Raw genomic sequence first — 16,591 nt, forward strand, 5'->3', positions numbered from 1 at the left:
CGGGCCACTCACCGTCGCGCCTGAGGTCAGGCCGCCAGCTCCGACCGCTCGGTCTTGCCGACCGGGCCGGTCGTGCCTGCCGCACCTGCCGGTCCGCTGGTTGCGTCGGCCGGTCCGTCGGCCGTCGCCGCGTCGCCGGGCCGAGAGCGCAGCAGGTACCAGGCGGCGCCGGCCGAGACCAGCAGCAGCCCGGCCGCGATGACCGCAGCAACGTTCATGCCGTGCACGAAGGCATGTTCCGCGTGGGCGAGCAGAGGCCGGCCCACCTCCGCGGGAAGCGACCCGGCGGCCTCGACCGCGCCGCCTATCGACTCCTTGGCCCGCTCTGCCGCCGCGGCCCCGGTCCCGTCGGGCAGGTTCAGCGATCCCGCGTAGATGGCGGTGACCACCGACCCGACCAGGGCGATGCCCAGTGCGGTACCGAGCTCGTACGCCGTCTCGGAGACGGCCGAGGCGGCGCCGGCCCGGTCGGCGGGCGCGGCGCCGAGCACCAGGTCCGACGCCAGTGTGTAGACCACGCCCTCGGCGGTGCCGACCGCGAGGAAGGCGACGCCGAGCAGCAGGTACGCGCTGTCCTGGTGGACCCAGCCGAGCAGACCGATCCCCGTACCCATCACCAGCAGACCGCCGACCAGGGTCGCGCGGGCACCTGCCCGGCGGGCCGTCCAGGCGGTCAGCAGGCCACCGACCACCGCACCGGCGAAGGCGGGCATCTCGGCGATCCCGGCCGCGAGCGGAGCGTAGCCGCGTACCAGCTGGAGGTACTGCGACATAAAGAAGATCACACCGGAGAGCCCGATCAGTGAGGTCAGCGAGCCGAGCACGGCCGCCGTGAAGCGCGGGTTGTGGAACAGCCGGACGTCCAGCATCGGCGTCGCCAGCCGCAGCTGCCGCCGGACGAAGGCGACCAGCGCCATCACGCCGACCACCAGGACGACGGGGAGGTACCAGTGCTTCAATCCGTCGGCGGCCAGCTCCTTGATCGCGTACACGATGCCGATCACACCGGCCATCGACAGCAGCACGCTCGGCATGTCCCAGCTGCCGGGTCTCGGGTCCCTGGACTCGGGCAGCAGCCAGGCGCCGAAGATCAGCAGCAGCACGAGTACGGGCAGGTTCAGCAGGAAGACCGAGCCCCACCAGAAGTGCTCCAGCAGGACCCCGCCCACCAGCGGGCCGAGCGCTGCGCCCGCGGTGGCTCCGGCGCCCCAGATGCCAATCGCGGTAGCCCGCTCGCGGGCGTCCGGGAAGAGGCTGCGGATCAGTGAGAGGGTGGACGGCATGATCGTCGCCCCGGCCACGCCGAGCAGGGCGCGGGCGATGATCAGCCAGCCGGGGCCGGGTGCGTACGCGGCGAGCAGCGATGCGAGCCCGAAGGCGGAGGAGCCGAGCAGCAGCAGCTTCTTGCGGCCGATCCGGTCGCTGAGCGCGCCCATGCTGACCAGCAGACCGGCGAGCACGAAGGAGTAGCTGTCGCCGATCCAGAGCAGCTGGGTGCCGCTCGGGCTGAGGGTCTCGCTGATGGAGGGAATGGCGAGGGAGAGGACGGTGGCGTCGACGGCGACCAGGGTGACCGACAGGACCAGGACGGCCAGGCCGGCCCAGCGCTGCCGGGCTCTGGTGGTGAAGGTGGCGGTCATGATCGGTCAGGTCTCCTGAGTGCGCCGCCGAGGAAGAGTTCGGCGAGCGAGTAGGCACTGTCACGAGGGGCGAGCCGGCCGTCCTGGACGGCCCAGCCGACGCCTGCGACGAGGTCGAAGAACGCCTCGCTGAGCCAGCCGGCCGAGAGCTCGATCCGGAAGACGCCCTCCTGCTGGCCGCGCAGGAACAGTGCGCGCACCCGGGCGTCCTGGAGCTCCCAGAGTTCGTTGATCCCGGGGTCGTCGTACAGCTGGCTCTCGCCCGCGAGGAAGGCGCACAGCGCGGCGTCGGGGACGATCGCGTCCACCAGGCGGCGCAGCGCGGACTGTGCATCGCCGGATTCGATCTCCGCCGTGTCGAGGGCGGTCGCGAACTTGCGCAGGCCGAGAGCGCCGACCTCGCGGATCAGGGCTTCGCGGCCCGGGAAGATCCGGTGCAGCGTGGCTCTGCTGATTCCGGCGGCGCGGGCGATCTCGTCGAGATGCGCGGTCGGCCGCCGGGACAGCACGCCGACGGCTGCCTCGAGGACGGAGTCACGGTCAGTAGCCATGCTTCGAGTCTACTTCAAATGAGACATTGATGTCTCAATGTTTTCCCGTGGATCTCATTCGAGACAGGCTTCGGGGGTTCTGGGGCAGCAAAAAGCCGGGGACGACATCGTGATGTCGTCCCCGGCCGAAGACAGCCCGGTCGGGTGGGCCGGCCCGGTGGGGTCGGCCCGGGCCCGGGCTCAGCTCTGGTTGAAGAAACCCGTCTCGTCCAGCGGCCGGTCGATCACCGTCACCTCGACGTCGGCCGGGGTGAGCAGGAACACCCGGCGGGCGATCCGCTCGATCCCGCCCCGGGTGCCGAAGACCAGGCCGGAGGCGAAGTCGACCATGCGCTTGGCCTCGCCCTCGTCCATCTCGGTCACGTCCATGACCACGGGGATGCCCGCGCGGATGTGCTCGCCGACCGTACGGGCGGACTCGAACCCGGTGGGCTTCAGCGAGACGATCTTCGCCGGGGCCTGGGCCGCGGGGGCCGCGGGCGTCATTGCCTGCGTTGCCCATGGATCGTCGTACACTGCCGCGGCGTAGTTGCCGGAGGGCATCAGCCACCCGTTGTGGTGCTCGTCGCGAAGTGCTCCCATGCCGCGCCTCCTTGCCTCGTCCCGTACCCGTCCCCCCGGGTGTCCGTGCCCTTTTGACACGTCATCCACTCGTCGGAACTGTCCGAGTATCGCACTGATCACCGCTTCGGTGCCCGCTCGCGGCCTCCGTGCGGTGCGTGGCGAGCAGACCTGGTCGGTATCTGCTGCGACGCCACGGCTCGGTGGACGGTTGCGCGCGTAGACCATATCGGTGTCCGTCAGTGAAGAATTGACTCCCTGTCAACAACCGTGTAACAGCTTCACTCGCCGGTGGAACCGTCGATCAATTCCCGGATCAGATCGGCGTGTCCGTTGTGCCGGGCGTACTCCTCGATCAGGTGCACCAGGATCCAGCGCAGCGTCACATCCTGGCCGCGGCGAGGGTTCTTGCCGATGGTGGCCAGTGGCAGGCCGGCCACCGCCTCGCGGGCCAGCTCGATCTGGGCACGCCAGGTGGCGAAGCCCTCGGCGGCATCGGCGGTGTCCACCTGGTTGAAGTCGGCGTCCTCGTCCTCTTCCGTCCAGTACAGGGCCCGGCCGTCGAGATCGACCCCGGCGAGGATGTGCTGGAACCAGTACTGCTCGACCGCGGCCAGGTGCCGCACCAGGCCGAGCAGCGAGAGCGAGGAGGGGGCGGCGGAGCGCAGCCGGAGCTGCTCGTCCGTCAAGCCCTCGCACTTGAGAGCGAGGGTGGCACGGTGGAAGTCCAGCCAGGCGGTCAGCATGGGCGCCTCGTCGGCGACCAGCGGAGGGTCGAGTCGGACCGGGCGGGCGGAATCGGCGTCAGTGCTCATGACACACATTCTGGCGAAGGCCACTGACACACCGACAGCGAATTGATCCGGCACTCGAACTCCCCTGACCGAGCCGGGCGGTCGTGAGACTGCCGAGGGCAGTGGCGAGCACGTGGGGGGCCCGGAGGGCCCAGGCGGGTCGCACGCGCCGACGCTCGCTGCCGGCCACCGGTGACCGCCGTCCCCGAGGCGATCTCGGCCTGCGTCAGGAGGAGGCGGTGGCGGACACCGCGACCGTCTTCGGGCGACGGGAGGCGCGCCAGAGGGAGAGGAGGCTGAGGACGGTCATCAGGGCGATCGCCGAGGCGGAGAGAAGGAAGGCGGGGGAGTCGGGGGAACCGGCGCTGGCGCCCGCGATGACGTACGCAGCGGTGCCGGGCAGGACGCCGAGGGCGGTGGCGGCCAGGAACGGCAGTACCCGTACGCCCGAGAAGGCGGCGCCGTAGTTGGCCGCCTGGAACGGAACGCCCGGGACGAGGCGGAGCAGCAGCACGCTGCGGAAGCCCTGCTCGGTGAGCTTGCGGTCGAGGGCCGCGAGCACCTTGGCCTTGAGCAGCGGCCGGAGCGCGTCACGTCCGAGCAGCCGTCCGAGCCCGAAGGCGACTGCCGCGCCCAGTGTGGTGCCGACGACGGCCAGCGGCAGGCCCCAGCCGACGCCGAGGAGCAGCCCGGCGGCCGTGTTCAGTGCCGGTTTCGGCACGAAGGCCAGTGTGCCCAGCGCGTAGACCAGGGCGAAGGCGGGCAGTCGCCACAGGCCCGGCGCCCCGGTCGTCAGCAGCCGGGTGGGATCCCAGAACAGCAGCGAGCTCGCCGCCGCACCGAGGATGACCAGCAGCAGCGCAAGCCGCAGCCAGGGCGAACGGGTGGGGGAGGCGTCGGGGAGCACCGGGTGAGCGTACCTGGCGGGCCGGCCGGTCGACGCCGGGCCCGCTCACCGCGACGCCCTGCGGGGTGCGGGGCCTCGCCGGGTGGTACTGGCGATCGGCCGTCCGTTCCGCAAGGACTAGGGTGCTGCCCATGGAACCCACGGACGATGTGACGCTCGAACAGCGACTGATCGCGATCGAGTCGAAGCTCGACACGATCCTGACCCACCTCGGCATCACCCACCCGCTGCCGGAGACGGACCCCCGCCGGATGCCCGAGGTGATGAAGTTCGTTCACGCGGGCAAGAAGATCCAGGCCATCAAGGTCTACCGCGAGCGCACCGGCCTCGGCCTGAAGACGGCCAAGGAGGCCATCGACATGGCAGCCGCGCGGTTCTGAGCGCCACCGCGTTCCGTCGGGAACGGCCACGCGGTCACCCGCACCGGGCCAGGTCGGGCGGGCAACCGCCTCTTCCACGGTGTGCCGCGGACGGACCGGTGTCCGGGTCATGCCCACGCCCACCTGCGGCAGCTGTTCGCCGTCCTGCTCCAGCGGAGGAGCACATCGGCCAACCGGTCCAGCGTTCACCGATCGCCGACGATCACTGACCCCTTGGGGCCGATCACCTGGGCCGGATGGGCCTCGCCGCGCAGGCGCTTGAGGAGATCGAGGTCGGCCCGGTGGCGGGCGCCCTCGATGCGCTCGGGATCGTGGCGCCCGTCCGGGGTCTCGATGATCAGCGGGACTCCCTCGGTGGCGGGGTGGGCGAGCAGCTCGCGGAAGGCGGCCGCGCCGATGTGCCCGGCGCCGATGTTGGCGTGCCGGTCCTTGCGGGCGCCGACCACGTCCATCGAGTCGTTGGCGTGGATCAGCCGCAGCCGGCCGGGCCCGACGGCGGCGACCAGCGCGTCCAGGGTCTGCGCGACGCCTTCGGGGGCGGCGAGGTCGTGCCCGGCGGCGAAGGCGTGGCAGGTGTCCAGACAGACGCCGACCTTGGGGTGGTGGTCGAGCGCGGCGGCGTACTCGGCGAGGTCCTCCATCCGGGAGCAGAGCGAACTGCCCTGCCCGGCGGTCGGTTCGAGCAGCAGCCGGGGCGCGTCCTCGCCGAGCGCGTCGAGCTCGTCCAGCAGCGGGCGTACGTCCTCGCGGACCTGGGCCATCGCCGCCGCGTACCGGGAGCCGCCGTCCGGTGCGCGGCCGACCGCCGAACCGGTGTGGACGACCACACCGAGCGCGCCTATCCGGTGGGCGCGCAGCAGCGAGTGCCGCAACGAGTCGGCGGAACGGGCCCTGGTCGCGGCACTGTCCGAGCCGAAGTTGATCAGGTAAGGCGCGTGGACGTACGAGGGAATGCCCGCCTCGGCGCAGGTCGTACGGAACTCCGCGTCCTGGGCCGGGTTGCCCTCGGGGGTGGCCCAGCCGCGCGGATTCGCGACGAAGACCTGTACCGCCTCGGCGCCGACCTTCCGCGCATATGCGAGCCCGGTGCCGACCAGCCCGCGCCCGGCGACCGGAACGTGCGCCCCGAGCGGGTTTCGGCGGCGGGCTGGCGACAGGGGCTGAGCTGCGGAATTCATGCCTAGGAGGATGCCATGCCCGCCGCTCGTCCCTACTCGGAGGCCGCGAGCGGGGCGTCGCGGGGGTGTGGCGCGCGGCGGGAGCCCGACGGGGTCGCGCGCAAGGCCCGGCGGCGCCGCGCTCGCGGCAGCCGAGCAGGGCAGCCGGACAGGGCCTGGCGGAGCAGGGTGCGGCGGCGACCGCGCCGCGGCGTCAGTCTGAGGAGCGTTCGAGGGACGCAGCCTCCGCCGCCTGCCCGCCGCCCGAGGGCCCCTGCCGCAGAGCGCCGGCGCTCGGTACCAGCGCGGCCGCGAGGGCCGTCACCACCATGAACGAGCCGGTCAGCGAGGTGGCCTGGGCGATTCCGCCGACGATCGCGGGGGCGACAAGACCGGAGGTGTAGGTGACGGTGGCGACACCGGCGATGGCCTGGCTCGGGTTGGGGCCGGTGCGCCCGGCTGCCGCGAAGGCCAGTGGGACGACCACGGCGATGCCGACACCGACCAGGGCGAAGCCGGGGATGGCGAGGTAGGGGGTGTCCGCCGCGACGACGAGGACGCCCCCGAGGGTGGCGACGGCGCCGCCGAGGCGTACCGCGCGGACCGGGCCGAGACGGCGGATCACCAGGTCCCCGGCCAGTCGGGCGACCGTCATGGTGGCGGCGAAGGCGCTGTAGCAGGCGGCGGCGGTACTGGCCGAGGAGCCGGTGATGTCCCGCAGGTAGACACCGCTCCAGTCCATGCTGGCGCCCTCGGCGAAGACGGCGCAGAACCCGACCAGGCCGATGACCAGCGCCGATCGGGGCGGCAGGGCGAAACGCGGCGGGGCCTCGGCCTCCGGCTCCGGCCGGACGTCGAGCAGGCCGGTGCAGACCACCTGGGCCAGCGCGACCAGGACCAGCGCCGTGACGGAGAGCTGGAGGCGGGCGTCCAGCCGCTGATGGGCGGCCAGGACGCCGAAGCCGGAGGCAACCAGGCCGCCCGCGCTCCACATTCCGTGCAGTCCGGACATGATCGAGCGGCCGAGACGCTCCTCGACCTCGACGCCCTGGGCGTTCATCGCGACGTCCGCCATTCCGGAGGTGCCGCCGTAGATCAGCAGGGAGAGGCAGAGCAGCGGCAGGTCGGGGGAGAGGGCGGGGAGCGCCAGCGAGAGGCACCAGAGCGTCAGCAGACCTCGGACGGCGGCGCGGGCCCCGAAGCGGTGGACGATCCGCCCTGCGAGCGGCATCGCCAGCGAAGCGCCGACGGCGGGGGAGACCAGGGCGAGGCCCAGCTGACCGGGGCTCAGATCGAGATGGGCCTGGATCCAGGGGATACGGGTGACGAAGCTTCCCGTGACCGCGCCGTGGACGGCGAAGACCAGCGCGACGCCCACTCTGGCGCGTCGCACATCCCTGGTGGCCTGTGGTTGCAACTGCGACATGGCCTCGTCCCCTCCCGGACAGTATGGCGCGGCCTGGCGCTGGCTAAATTATCAGGCAGGGATCCTGATAGAAACCTCTGGAAGGATGCATCTTCATGACAACCGCGCGCACGGCCACTCCGAGCACCGCCCGCGCCATCAACGACCGGCTGGCGCTGGACCTGCTGCTCGGTCAGGGCCCCCTGACCGCCCCGGAACTGCGCAGGCTCACCGGGCTCTCCCGCCCCACCGTGGCCGACCTGCTGGAACGCCTCCAGCGCAGCGGTCTGGTCGAGGTGGTCGGCGAGAGCGGCGAGGTACGGCGGGGCCCCAACGCCCGCCTGTACGCGCTGGTTGCCGACCGGGCCCACCTCGGTGGCATCGACGTACGCGCGACCGGTGTCGGCCTGGTGGTCGCCGACCTGACGGGCCGTACGCTGGCCACCGCCGAGATCCGGGCCGAGGAGGGCGCGGACTCCGGCGACCTCGCCGCCCGGACGATCCGCACCCTGCGCAAGAGCGCGCGGGAGGCCGGGGCCGAGCGGCTGCACACCGTGGCCGTCGGCGCACCGGGCCTGGTGGACCCGGCCACCGGTGAGCTCAACCACCCCGAGAAGCTGCCGCGTTGGCACATCGACCTGCTGGCCGCACTGCGCGCCGAGCCGGACACCGAGCTGATCCTGGAGAACGAGGTCAACCTGGCCGGGATCGCCGAACACCGGATCGGCGCCGCCAGGGACCGGGACACCTTCGTCCTGCTCTGGCTCGGCCACGGCGTCGGGGCCGCCGTGGTCCTGGACGGACGGCTGCGCCGGGGCGCCTCCGGCGGCACCGGTGAGATCGGTTTCCTGCCCGTGCCGGGTACCGAGATACTCCCGAGCGCCACCGGCTGCGAAGGCGGCTTCCACTCGCTGGTGTGCAGCGACGCGATCTGGGCCCTGGCCCGCCGTCACGGTCTGGCGGTCCCCGGGATCGCCGCCACGCCGCAGTCGGAGGCCCAGGCCGAGGCCGTGACCCGGGCCGAGACTGTGGTCCGCGCCGCGCTCGACGGAGGCCCGGCGGCAGCGGCCTTCCTCGACGAGCTGGCCGAGCGGATCGCGGTCGGTGCGGCAGCGCTGTGCGTGGTGCTCGACCCGGGCTGTGTGGTGCTCGGCGGCGAGGTCGGCCGGGCGGGCGGGGAGCAGCTGGCCGATCTGGTGGAGCGTCGGCTGGCCGGGCTGCTGCCGCTGCGCACCGAGGTGCGGGCCGGGACGGCCGGTGGCGGCGCGGTGCTGGCCGGTGCGGTGCTCACGGCGGGTGATGCGGTACGGCGGGATCTCTTCGGCGAGCCGTGACCGGGCGTGCGGCCCGGAGAACGGGGCGGCGCGGAACGAGTGGAGGACGGGAGCCCGGGAAAGGGTCGAGCCGCCCCGGTCGGGACGGCTCGGCCGCTGCGTTCAGGCGGCGGGCGACCTCAGTGCCGGCGCACCCACCAGGACGGCGGTCGTCAGGGCTGCCACCACCAGCAGGGCTATCAACAGCCCGGCCAGTACCGATTTCGCCGAACGCCGTTCCCGCGCGGGCGGGGTGACGTTGCTCTGGTAGCGCTCCGCCTCGGCGATGAACGCGAACGGGACCGACTCCGCCCCGTGTGCCATCCGGATCTCCCTCGTCAGCTCTGTGTTGCCGCACTGGATCCGTCGCCTCCGGCGACGGATCCAGTGCGGCAACGATCCAACGCGTCCGATCATGCCCGATTAATACTATTTAAATCCGAAAAGTTTCCGACCGGCCCTTGGTCGAGCGACGTCCCCGCGTACGGCAGGATGACCCGGGACGAGAACAGCAGCACCGGATCACACACCGCCAGGAGCGCCCATGGGCCAGTCCGCCCGGCCGATCAACCCCTATCGCATCGGCGAGGCCGCGGCGATGCTCGGCGTCAGCGCAGACACCATGCGGCGCTGGGTCGACGCGGGCCGCCTCGCCGCCCAGCGGGACGAGCACGGCCACCGGATCATCGCCGGTGCCGAACTGGCCGCCTTCGCCCGTGAGCTCGCCAAGCCCGAGAACGCCGAGGCCGAGGGGCGGCCCTCCTCCGCCCGGAACCGCTTCCCCGGCATCATCACCGACGTGGTGCTCGGCGACGTGGCCGCTCAGGTGGAGATCCAGGCCGGCCCGTTCCGAGTGGTCTCGCTGATCAGCCGGCAGTCGGCCGAGGAACTCGGCCTGGTGCCCGGCGCCCCTGCCACCGCCGTCATCAAGTCGACCAACGTGGTCGTCGAGCGCGGCTGATACCTCGTCACCCATGTCCGACCACGTCCTGGTCACGCCCGACCACATACCGCCGAGTGAGATAACCGTGTCTGCTCCGTCCTCCCGTCAGGTGCTCGCCGTCGCCCACCGGGGCGACCCCTACCGGTACCGCGAGAACACCCTCGCCTCCGTCGAGTCGGCCCTCGCGGCCGGGGCCGACGCCGTGGAGGTGGACGTCCAGCTCACCCGCGACGGCGTCCCCGTCGTGCTGCACGACCGCACGCTGGAGCGCCTCTGGGGCGACCCGCGCCGGATCGGCTCGGTCACCCTCGACCAGCTCGCCGAACTCGGCAGCGGCGATCTGCGGGTGCCGACCCTCGCCGAGGTGCTCAAGTCGGTCACCGCCACGCCGCGCGCGAAGCTCCTCGTCGACCTGGACGACGCCGGCCCGGCAGCCGCCACCTGGGCCGCCGTCACCGGCCTCGGAGTCGAGGACCGCGTCGCCTTCTGCGGTCCCGTCGCCGCCATGCTGGCCGTACGGGAGCACGCGCCGCAGGCCGAGCTGGCGCTCACCTGGAAACACCCCAGGCTGCCCGGACGCGCCCTGCTGGACGATCTGCGGCCGCGCTACGTCAACCCGCCGTTCGGCCTGGTCGACGCCGCGTACGTCGGCGCCGCCCGCGAGGCCGGACTGGCCGTCAGCACCTGGACGGTGGACCTTCGGCGCACCATGCTCCGGCTGGAGCGGGCCGGCGTGGACTCGCTCACCAGCAACCGGATCTCCGTGCTGCGCAAGTTCCTGGACCGCCGGATCGCGGACCGCCGGGCATGATCCGGCCGGTTCTGCGCACTCGTGCGCTCGGCCGGGCCCTGCTGGCCCGCCAGCATCTGCTCGCCCGGAGCGCGATGGACGCGGCCGCCATGGTCGCGCACCTCGGCGGCCTCCAGGCCCAGGCCGTCCCCGACCCGCCCTACCTCGGCCTCTGGTCACGGCTGGACGGCTTCCGTCCGCAGCGGCTCAGCGAGTTGATCGAACGCCGCGAGGCGGTCAGGATCGCCCTGCACCGGAGCACCATCCACCTGGTGACGGCCGAGGACTGCCTGACGCTCCGTCCGGTCCTCCAGCCGGTGCTGGAGCGGGGGTTCGCGGGCAACTGGAGAAAGCGCCTGGCCGGTGCCGACCTCGACGCCGTCGCCGCGCAGGCCAGGGTGCTGGTCGAGCAGGAGCCGCGCACCTTCGAGCAGTTGGGCGGGCTGCTCGCGCCCGGCTTCCCGGGATCCGAACCGGCCGCGCTGGCCCAGGCCGCCCGGACGAGGCTGGCGCTGGTGCAGGTACCGCCGCGCGGCATCTGGGGGCGCAGCGGCCCGGCCGCGCACACCACAGCCGAACACTGGCTGCGCCGACCGCTCGACCCGGCGCCTTCGGTGGAGCGGCTGGTCCTGCGCTACCTCGCCGCCTTCGGCCCGGCGAGCGCCGCCGATGTGCAGAAGTGGTGCGGACTGACCGGACTCGGCTCCGTACTGACGCGCCTCGCCCCGCAGTTGGAGCTCTTCCACGACGAGCGGGGCCGCATCCTCTACGACCTGCCGCAGGCGCCCCGCCCGTCCGAGGACACACCCGCGCCGGTGCGCCTGCTGGCACCCTTCGACAACCTGCTGCTCTCGCACGCGGACCGCACCCGCGTCCTGCCCGAGGAGTACCGGCCCCGGGTGATGACCAGGAACGGGATCGTGCTCGGCTCCGTCCTGGTGGACGGTCTGGTCGCGGGCAGTTGGCGGCTGGCCGAGGGCACGCTGCGGGTACGGCCGTTCGTCAGGCTGCGGCGGGCGGAGCACGCCGAGGTCACGGCGGAGGGCGAGCGGCTGCTCGCCTTCACGGGCGGGGAGCGGATAGTGGTGGATCCGGCGGAGTGACCGGGCCGGCAGCCCGGGGCGACCAGGGGCCGGCCGGACTCGTAGCCGACCACGCCGAGGGTTTCGAGAGTCGGATATTTCATCAGATCCTGTGCTGATATGGGGTGATCTGGAGGTTTCGACGCGGGAGACGGTATGCCGGAGGACCCCACGCCCGGAGACGGCACCGGTCCGGCGGGATCCGCAGACCACCCCCGGCCGCCGTACGCCGCACTTCCGCCCGCCGTCCGGAGCGCCGCCGCCTGGTCGGCCGCCGTGATCCTCTTCCTGGCGGTGGCCGGGTTCGTCATCTACGCCTTCGTCGCCCTGCGGGCCGCCACCGTCCCGGTGATCCTCGCGCTGCTGGCCACCGCGCTGCTCTACCCGGTGATGCTCTGGCTGGTGGGACGCGGTCTCGGACGCGGCGCGGCGGCCGGGCTGACCTGCGTGGTGCTGGTCCTCGCGGTCTTCGCGGTACTGGCCGTGCTCACCAACTCCCTGGTGCACAGCGCCCCGCAGATCGCCGACTCGCTGCGGCAGGCCGGCGACCAGCTGGCCGGCTGGCTCGGGCCGCTCGGCGACAAGCTCCGCTACGCGCTCAAGCAGTCCGCAGGCTCCGGCAGTTCGCTGGTCTCCTCGCTGGCCGACGGTGTCCTCTCCGGGCTCGGGCTGGTCACCCAGCTGATCACCGGCAGCGTGCTCGGGCTGGCCCTGGTCTTCTTCTTCCTGCGCGACGGACACCGCACCGGCGAGCAGGTCCGGGCGGTACTGCCGGACCACAGGGCCGAGACGGTGATCGCCTGCGGGCGGAAGGCGTTCGCCGCGATGGCCGGGTTCATGCGCGGCACCACCCTGATTGCGCTGATCGACGCCACCTTCATCACCATCGGTCTGCTCCTCCTCGGCGTGCCGGGCGCAGCCGGACTCGGCGCGCTGGTGTTCATGGGCGCCTACATCCCCTTCATCGGGGCGTTCCTCTCGGGGACGGTCGCGGTCCTGGTGGCTCTCGCGGACGGCGGCCTCGGCACCGCGCTGTGGGCGCTCGGGGTGGTGCTCACCGTCCAGATGATCGAGGGCAACATCCTGCAGCCGGTCATCCAGAGCCGCACCGTCGAACTGCACCCCGCCACCATCATGATCGCTGTGGTGGCGGGCTCCGGTGTGGCCGGGATCCTCGGTGCGCTGCTCGCCGTCCCGCTCAGCGCGGCGGGCCTCGGCGTCATCTCCGTGCTGCGCGGTACGAGCACCCCGGCCGCCGGGGACTCCGACGGCTGACCTCCGCCCGGCGGACGGTATCGTCGGTGCTCCCTGCAACAGCAGGTCACAGCAGAGATTGGGGGCGGCAGCAGACGTGGAGTTCCGAGAAGACATCCTGGGTGCACCGTACGAGGCGGCCGAACTGCCGCTGGTCGCCGACGAGGAGGGCGCCGTCAGCGCGACCCTGGTCCGGCGGCTCGTCCCGGGGTCCCAGCGGGCCGTGCTCTACCTCCACGGCTATACCGACTACTTCTTCCAGACCAATCTCGCCGATCACTTCGTCGCGGCCGGTTTCTCCTTCTACGCCCTCGACCTGCGCAAGTACGGGCGCTCGCTGAGGCCGCACCAGTCGCCGAACTTCGTCCGGGACCTGCGGGCCTACGACGAGGAGCTGGACGAGGCCGTCCGGATCATCCGGGAGATCGACGGGCACACGCAGCTGCTGCTCAACGGCCACTCCACCGGCGGGCTGATCGCCGCCCTGTGGGCCGCTCGCCGAGCGCGGCGCGGACTGATCGACGGGCTCTTCCTGAACAGCCCCTTCCTGTCGATGCCCGCGGCCCCGGCGATCCGCACCCTCGGCGCCCCGGCCGTCGAGGCGATCGGCCGGCTCGCCGCCACTCGCAAGCTGCCCGCACCGCTCAACCCGCACTACGTACACAGCCTGCACCGCGACCACCGCGGTGAGTGGGACTTCGACCTCACCCTCAAGCCCGCCGAGGGCTTCCCGCTCTTCGCGGGCTGGCTGGCCGCCATCCAGCGCGGGCACCGTCAGATCCGGCACGGTCTCGCGATCGACTGCCCGGTCCTGCTGATGGCCTCCACCGCCTCCACCCTGACCGCCAAGTGGGATCCGGCGCTGCTCCGCACCGACGCGGTGCTCCGAGCCGACGACATCGCCGCCCTCGCGCCCCGCCTCGGACGCCATGTGACCACCGTCCGGATCGAGGGCGGGATGCACGACCTGGTCCTCTCCGGCGAGCAGGCCCGTGCGCAGGTCTTCGCCGAGCTGGACCGCTGGCTCGCCGCCTACCTCCCGGCACCGACCGCATGAGCGGGAGGCCCGGGGTACGCGGCGCGGCGCGGGCAGCACTCCACGGAGGCGCAGGGCGCCCGCGCCCGCACTTGATCGAGCCGAGCCCCGAGTCCGCGATGCAGTGCCTGGTTGCCGGGTGCCGCGAAGCGGCCGGCGTGTGCAAGAAGGAGCGAGTATGAGCGACCAGCCGGAACCGGAGGCCGACGAGCGCCGTCCGGTCGAGCGCAGGGTCGCCCTCGGCACAGCGAAGCTGATGCCCGACATCGACCGCGAGCAGGGCTGGCTGCTGACCCTGGACGGGACCCCGCAGTCGTACGTGGACCTCGCCGACCCGGCCTACCTCGAATTCGAGTACATCCAGCGGCTCGCCCACCTCGTCGACGCCCTCGCCCCCGAAGGCCGGCCGCTGGACGCCCTGCACCTGGGCGGCGGCGCACTCACCATCCCCCGCTACCTGACCGCCACCCGTCCTGGCTCCCGCCAACGGGTGGTCGAGGTGGACGGGCCGCTGATACAGCTGATCGCCGACCACCTGCCCTGGCCGTCCGGCATCGAGGTCGCCGTCGCCGACGCCCGCGACGGTCTGCGGGACGCCCCGGCCGCCGGCGCGGACCTGGTGGTCGCGGACGTCTTCCGCGGCTCGCGCACTCCCGCCCACCTCACCTCGGTCGAGTTCCTCCGGCTGACGGCGGCCGCCCTGCGCCCCGGCGGCTGCTACGCCGCCAACCTGGCCGACGGCCCGCCGCTCGCCTTCGCCAAGGCCCAGGCCGCGACCGTCAGCGCCGTCTTCCCGTACACCTGCCTGGCCGCCGAACCGTCCGTGCTGCGCGGCCGTCGTTACGGCAACATCCTGCTGATCGGCTCCGATCGCCCGCTGCCGGTCGAGGCGCTCAGCCGGCGCCTGGCCGCCGACCCCTTCCCGGCCAGGCTCTGCGACGGTCCGGACCTCGCCGAACTGATCGGCCGCACGGCACCCGTCAGCGACGCGGACGCCCAGGACTCCCCACCACCCCCGGACGGCGCGTTCAGCATCGGCTGACCGGTACGGCGCCCGGTCGGTGCCAGAATGCCCAGGTCGACCAGGTGAAGGAGGGTCAGATGGCGCTGGACCAACCCGAGCAGAGCCCGACAGCCCCGGGGGCCCAGGAACCGGCGGCCCTGGTGAAGCCGGAGCTGGACGCCGTCCCGGAGACCGCACTCTGGACGCTCTACTACCGGGCCCTGGAGGCCCGCCGCCCCGACGGTCTGCTCGACGACCCCAAGGCGGTCGGGCTGGTCGAGCGGATCGACTTCCCCTTCGCCGAGCGCTTCGGCACCGGCAGCAGCCTCCTCCTCCGGCTCCAGGCCCTGCGGGTCGCCTCCTTCGACCGCGAGGTGTCCGACTTCCTCGACCGCTGCCCGCGGGGCACCGTCGTCTGCCTCGGCGAGGGCCTGGAGACGCAGTACTGGCGTGTCGACAACGGCCGTGCGAACTGGCTCTCGGCCGACCTGCCCGAGACCGTCGCCCTGCGCGAGCGCCTGCTGCCGCCCGTCGCGCGACCCATCGTGCTGCGGACCCAGGTGATGCGCGAAGCTGGTTATGTAACGTGTTGATGATCGGCACGGATAGGCGGTGCCGACCAGGCGCCGGCCCGTCGGCCGGCCGCCGACTCGTTCCCGGCCCGTCGGCTGGTCGGCTCGGCCGCAGTGGTGGCTGACACCGGCCGGTTTCTCTCAGCAACCGCCGACGGGCGTTCGGCATCGGCTGAGCAGGCCGGCGACCTGACCTGATGCCAGACTGTTCGGTGAACCTCTGCCGATCTATGTGTTCCCCTTCTGCCGCTCTCGATTCCGCCCGCTCCCGAGGAGACCCGCGTGGCCTTTGACGAACCGTCGGCACCATCGCCGACCGGAATGCTGTCGGCCGAGCTCAGTGCTGTGCCCGAGACCGCGCTCTGGACGCTGTATCAGCGTGCCGTCGAGGCCCGCCGGCCGGACGCGGTGCTGTTCGATCCGAAGGCCGTGGAGCTGGTCGACCGGATTGACTACCCGTTCGCTGATCGGTTTGGCACCAGCGGCACTCTGGCCCAGCTGCAGGCGCTGCGGGTGGCTTGCTTCGACCGTGAGGTGGCGGACTTCCTGCTGCGGGAGCCGCGTGGCACTGTGGTGTGCCTGGGGGATGGGCTGGAGACCCAGTACTGGCGGGTCGACAACGGCCGGGCCCGGTGGATCACCGTGGACCTGCCCGAGTTGGTGGCGCTGCGGGAGGAGCTGCTGCCGCCCGGGCCGCGGCAGCGCTATCTGGCCGCTGACGTCACCGAGCTGGGGTGGGCCGAGGAGGTTGACCGCAGCCGTGAGGTATTGGTCACCGCGCAGGGCCTGTTGATGTATCTCCAGCCGGCCCGGGTGCGGGCCCTGATCGGGGGCTGTGCCGAGCTGTTCCCGGGTGGCTCGATGGTGCTGGACGCCGTGCCGCGCTGGTTCAGCCGGCTCACATTGAGCGGCAAGATGCGTACCCGTGGCTACCAGGCGCCCGCGATGCCGTGGGCGATGGACTCGGGTGAGCGGTACAAGCTCCGCACCGCGAGTGCGGCGGTGACGGAGGTGCGGGACGTCCGGCCGACCGGCGGACGCGGGATCGTTGGTGCCCTCCTGCCACTCGCGCTGGCCGTCCCACTGCTGGCTACCCGCCGTCCCTCGGTCACCGTCCTGGACTTTGCCGAGCGGCCCGAGCAGTCGTGACGGGCGGAATGGTGGGACCCACCCGACTGAAACGAGGCGCGCGGTGGTTGGACG

18 protein-coding genes are annotated in these 16,591 nt (G+C 72.4%); 10 read left to right on the top strand and 8 right to left on the bottom strand.

Annotated elements, in window-relative coordinates; genetic code table 11:
* Positions 1 to 26: 26 nt before the first annotated feature.
* From P3T39_RS13500 to P3T39_RS13520, 5 genes are all read right to left on the bottom strand, one after another.
* Positions 27 to 1,640: an MFS transporter gene (locus tag P3T39_RS13500; protein WP_280697772.1), complete on the bottom strand. Its 1,614-nt coding sequence runs from the start codon at positions 1,638 to 1,640 to the stop codon at positions 27 to 29.
* Positions 1,637 to 2,191, bottom strand: coding sequence for a helix-turn-helix domain-containing protein (locus P3T39_RS13505; RefSeq protein ID WP_280697773.1), 555 nt, complete (start codon positions 2,189 to 2,191; stop codon positions 1,637 to 1,639). The genes P3T39_RS13500 and P3T39_RS13505 overlap by 4 nt, the downstream gene beginning before the upstream one ends.
* A 180-nt stretch (positions 2,192 to 2,371) precedes the next feature.
* Positions 2,372 to 2,773 (bottom strand): cell division protein SepF, encoded by a 402-nt coding sequence (locus P3T39_RS13510; protein ID WP_280697774.1) that lies wholly within the window; start codon positions 2,771 to 2,773, stop codon positions 2,372 to 2,374.
* A gap of 260 nt (positions 2,774 to 3,033) precedes the next feature.
* Positions 3,034 to 3,567 (bottom strand): DinB family protein, encoded by a 534-nt coding sequence (locus P3T39_RS13515; protein WP_280697775.1) that lies wholly within the window; start codon positions 3,565 to 3,567, stop codon positions 3,034 to 3,036.
* 205 nt (positions 3,568 to 3,772) lie between these two features.
* Entirely contained in the window at positions 3,773 to 4,453 is a 681-nt protein-coding gene (locus P3T39_RS13520; RefSeq protein ID WP_280697776.1) for a VTT domain-containing protein, read from the bottom strand.
* A 131-nt stretch (positions 4,454 to 4,584) separates the two neighbouring features.
* On the opposite strand from P3T39_RS13520, the gene P3T39_RS13525 reads away from it, so the two are divergent.
* Entirely contained in the window at positions 4,585 to 4,833 is a 249-nt protein-coding gene (locus P3T39_RS13525) for a ribosomal protein L7/L12 (RefSeq protein ID WP_280697777.1), read from the top strand.
* Between the two features lie 185 nt (positions 4,834 to 5,018).
* Here the strand turns inward: P3T39_RS13525 and P3T39_RS13530 are convergent, their stop codons facing one another.
* Positions 5,019 to 6,011, bottom strand: a complete 993-nt coding sequence (locus P3T39_RS13530) for a deoxyribonuclease IV (protein WP_280697778.1) — start codon at positions 6,009 to 6,011, stop codon at positions 5,019 to 5,021.
* Positions 6,012 to 6,204: 193 nt separating this feature from the next.
* Positions 6,205 to 7,416 (bottom strand): MFS transporter, encoded by a 1,212-nt coding sequence (locus tag P3T39_RS13535; RefSeq protein WP_280697779.1) that lies wholly within the window; start codon positions 7,414 to 7,416, stop codon positions 6,205 to 6,207.
* A 95-nt stretch (positions 7,417 to 7,511) separates the two neighbouring features.
* On the opposite strand from P3T39_RS13535, the gene P3T39_RS13540 reads away from it, so the two are divergent.
* Positions 7,512 to 8,729: an ROK family transcriptional regulator gene (locus P3T39_RS13540; protein ID WP_280697780.1), complete on the top strand. Its 1,218-nt coding sequence runs from the start codon at positions 7,512 to 7,514 to the stop codon at positions 8,727 to 8,729.
* A 102-nt stretch (positions 8,730 to 8,831) separates the two neighbouring features.
* Here the strand turns inward: P3T39_RS13540 and P3T39_RS13545 are convergent, their stop codons facing one another.
* A complete protein-coding gene (locus P3T39_RS13545; protein ID WP_280697781.1) occupies positions 8,832 to 9,032 on the bottom strand; it encodes a hypothetical protein in 201 nt (66 codons plus the stop codon).
* 220 nt (positions 9,033 to 9,252) lie between these two features.
* Between P3T39_RS13545 and P3T39_RS13550 the strand changes: the two genes are divergently transcribed.
* The 8 genes from P3T39_RS13550 (at position 9,253) to P3T39_RS13585 (ending at position 16,537) form a co-directional block, all read left to right on the top strand.
* Positions 9,253 to 9,669, top strand: coding sequence for a TOBE domain-containing protein (locus tag P3T39_RS13550; RefSeq protein WP_280697782.1), 417 nt, complete (start codon positions 9,253 to 9,255; stop codon positions 9,667 to 9,669).
* A gap of 13 nt (positions 9,670 to 9,682) precedes the next feature.
* Positions 9,683 to 10,462 (top strand): glycerophosphodiester phosphodiesterase, encoded by a 780-nt coding sequence (locus P3T39_RS13555; RefSeq protein WP_280697783.1) that lies wholly within the window; start codon positions 9,683 to 9,685, stop codon positions 10,460 to 10,462.
* Positions 10,459 to 11,544: a winged helix DNA-binding domain-containing protein gene (locus P3T39_RS13560; protein WP_280697784.1), complete on the top strand. Its 1,086-nt coding sequence runs from the start codon at positions 10,459 to 10,461 to the stop codon at positions 11,542 to 11,544. The genes P3T39_RS13555 and P3T39_RS13560 overlap by 4 nt, the downstream gene beginning before the upstream one ends.
* 135 nt (positions 11,545 to 11,679) lie before the next feature.
* Positions 11,680 to 12,798, top strand: coding sequence for an AI-2E family transporter (locus P3T39_RS13565; protein ID WP_280697785.1), 1,119 nt, complete (start codon positions 11,680 to 11,682; stop codon positions 12,796 to 12,798).
* Positions 12,799 to 12,874: 76 nt separating this feature from the next.
* The gene (locus tag P3T39_RS13570; protein WP_280697786.1) at positions 12,875 to 13,834 is read left to right on the top strand and encodes an alpha/beta hydrolase; all 960 of its coding nucleotides are present in this window, start codon (positions 12,875 to 12,877) and stop codon (positions 13,832 to 13,834) included.
* A gap of 157 nt (positions 13,835 to 13,991) precedes the next feature.
* Positions 13,992 to 14,855: a fused MFS/spermidine synthase gene (locus P3T39_RS13575; protein ID WP_280697787.1), complete on the top strand. Its 864-nt coding sequence runs from the start codon at positions 13,992 to 13,994 to the stop codon at positions 14,853 to 14,855.
* A 59-nt stretch (positions 14,856 to 14,914) separates the two neighbouring features.
* Complete coding sequence (locus P3T39_RS13580; protein WP_280697788.1) at positions 14,915 to 15,409, top strand: class I SAM-dependent methyltransferase; 495 nt, start codon at positions 14,915 to 14,917, stop codon at positions 15,407 to 15,409.
* A gap of 261 nt (positions 15,410 to 15,670) precedes the next feature.
* Positions 15,671 to 16,537, top strand: a complete 867-nt coding sequence (locus P3T39_RS13585) for a class I SAM-dependent methyltransferase (RefSeq protein ID WP_280697789.1) — start codon at positions 15,671 to 15,673, stop codon at positions 16,535 to 16,537.
* Positions 16,538 to 16,591: the final 54 nt, after the last annotated feature.

It is taken from the genome of Kitasatospora sp. GP82, from assembly GCF_029892105.1.
Lineage (GTDB): Bacteria > Actinomycetota > Actinomycetes > Streptomycetales > Streptomycetaceae > Kitasatospora.

What these genes read in the sequence shown, in the direction of transcription:
- P3T39_RS13500 (WP_280697772.1), bottom strand. Translation starts at nt 1,640, where the DNA reads ATGACCGCCACCTTCACCACCAGAGCCCGGCAGCGCTGGGCCGGCCTG.
- P3T39_RS13505 (WP_280697773.1), bottom strand. Translation starts at nt 2,191, where the DNA reads ATGGCTACTGACCGTGACTCCGTCCTCGAGGCAGCCGTCGGCGTGCTG.
- P3T39_RS13510 (WP_280697774.1), bottom strand. Translation starts at nt 2,773, where the DNA reads ATGGGAGCACTTCGCGACGAGCACCACAACGGGTGGCTGATGCCCTCC.
- P3T39_RS13515 (WP_280697775.1), bottom strand. Translation starts at nt 3,567, where the DNA reads ATGAGCACTGACGCCGATTCCGCCCGCCCGGTCCGACTCGACCCTCCG.
- P3T39_RS13525 (WP_280697777.1), top strand. Translation starts at nt 4,585, where the DNA reads ATGGAACCCACGGACGATGTGACGCTCGAACAGCGACTGATCGCGATC.
- P3T39_RS13530 (WP_280697778.1), bottom strand. Translation starts at nt 6,011, where the DNA reads ATGAATTCCGCAGCTCAGCCCCTGTCGCCAGCCCGCCGCCGAAACCCG.
- P3T39_RS13535 (WP_280697779.1), bottom strand. Translation starts at nt 7,416, where the DNA reads ATGTCGCAGTTGCAACCACAGGCCACCAGGGATGTGCGACGCGCCAGA.
- P3T39_RS13540 (WP_280697780.1), top strand. Translation starts at nt 7,512, where the DNA reads ATGACAACCGCGCGCACGGCCACTCCGAGCACCGCCCGCGCCATCAAC.
- P3T39_RS13545 (WP_280697781.1), bottom strand. Translation starts at nt 9,032, where the DNA reads ATGGCACACGGGGCGGAGTCGGTCCCGTTCGCGTTCATCGCCGAGGCG.
- P3T39_RS13550 (WP_280697782.1), top strand. Translation starts at nt 9,253, where the DNA reads ATGGGCCAGTCCGCCCGGCCGATCAACCCCTATCGCATCGGCGAGGCC.
- P3T39_RS13555 (WP_280697783.1), top strand. Translation starts at nt 9,683, where the DNA reads ATGTCCGACCACGTCCTGGTCACGCCCGACCACATACCGCCGAGTGAG.
- P3T39_RS13560 (WP_280697784.1), top strand. Translation starts at nt 10,459, where the DNA reads ATGATCCGGCCGGTTCTGCGCACTCGTGCGCTCGGCCGGGCCCTGCTG.
- P3T39_RS13565 (WP_280697785.1), top strand. Translation starts at nt 11,680, where the DNA reads ATGCCGGAGGACCCCACGCCCGGAGACGGCACCGGTCCGGCGGGATCC.
- P3T39_RS13575 (WP_280697787.1), top strand. Translation starts at nt 13,992, where the DNA reads ATGAGCGACCAGCCGGAACCGGAGGCCGACGAGCGCCGTCCGGTCGAG.
- P3T39_RS13580 (WP_280697788.1), top strand. Translation starts at nt 14,915, where the DNA reads ATGGCGCTGGACCAACCCGAGCAGAGCCCGACAGCCCCGGGGGCCCAG.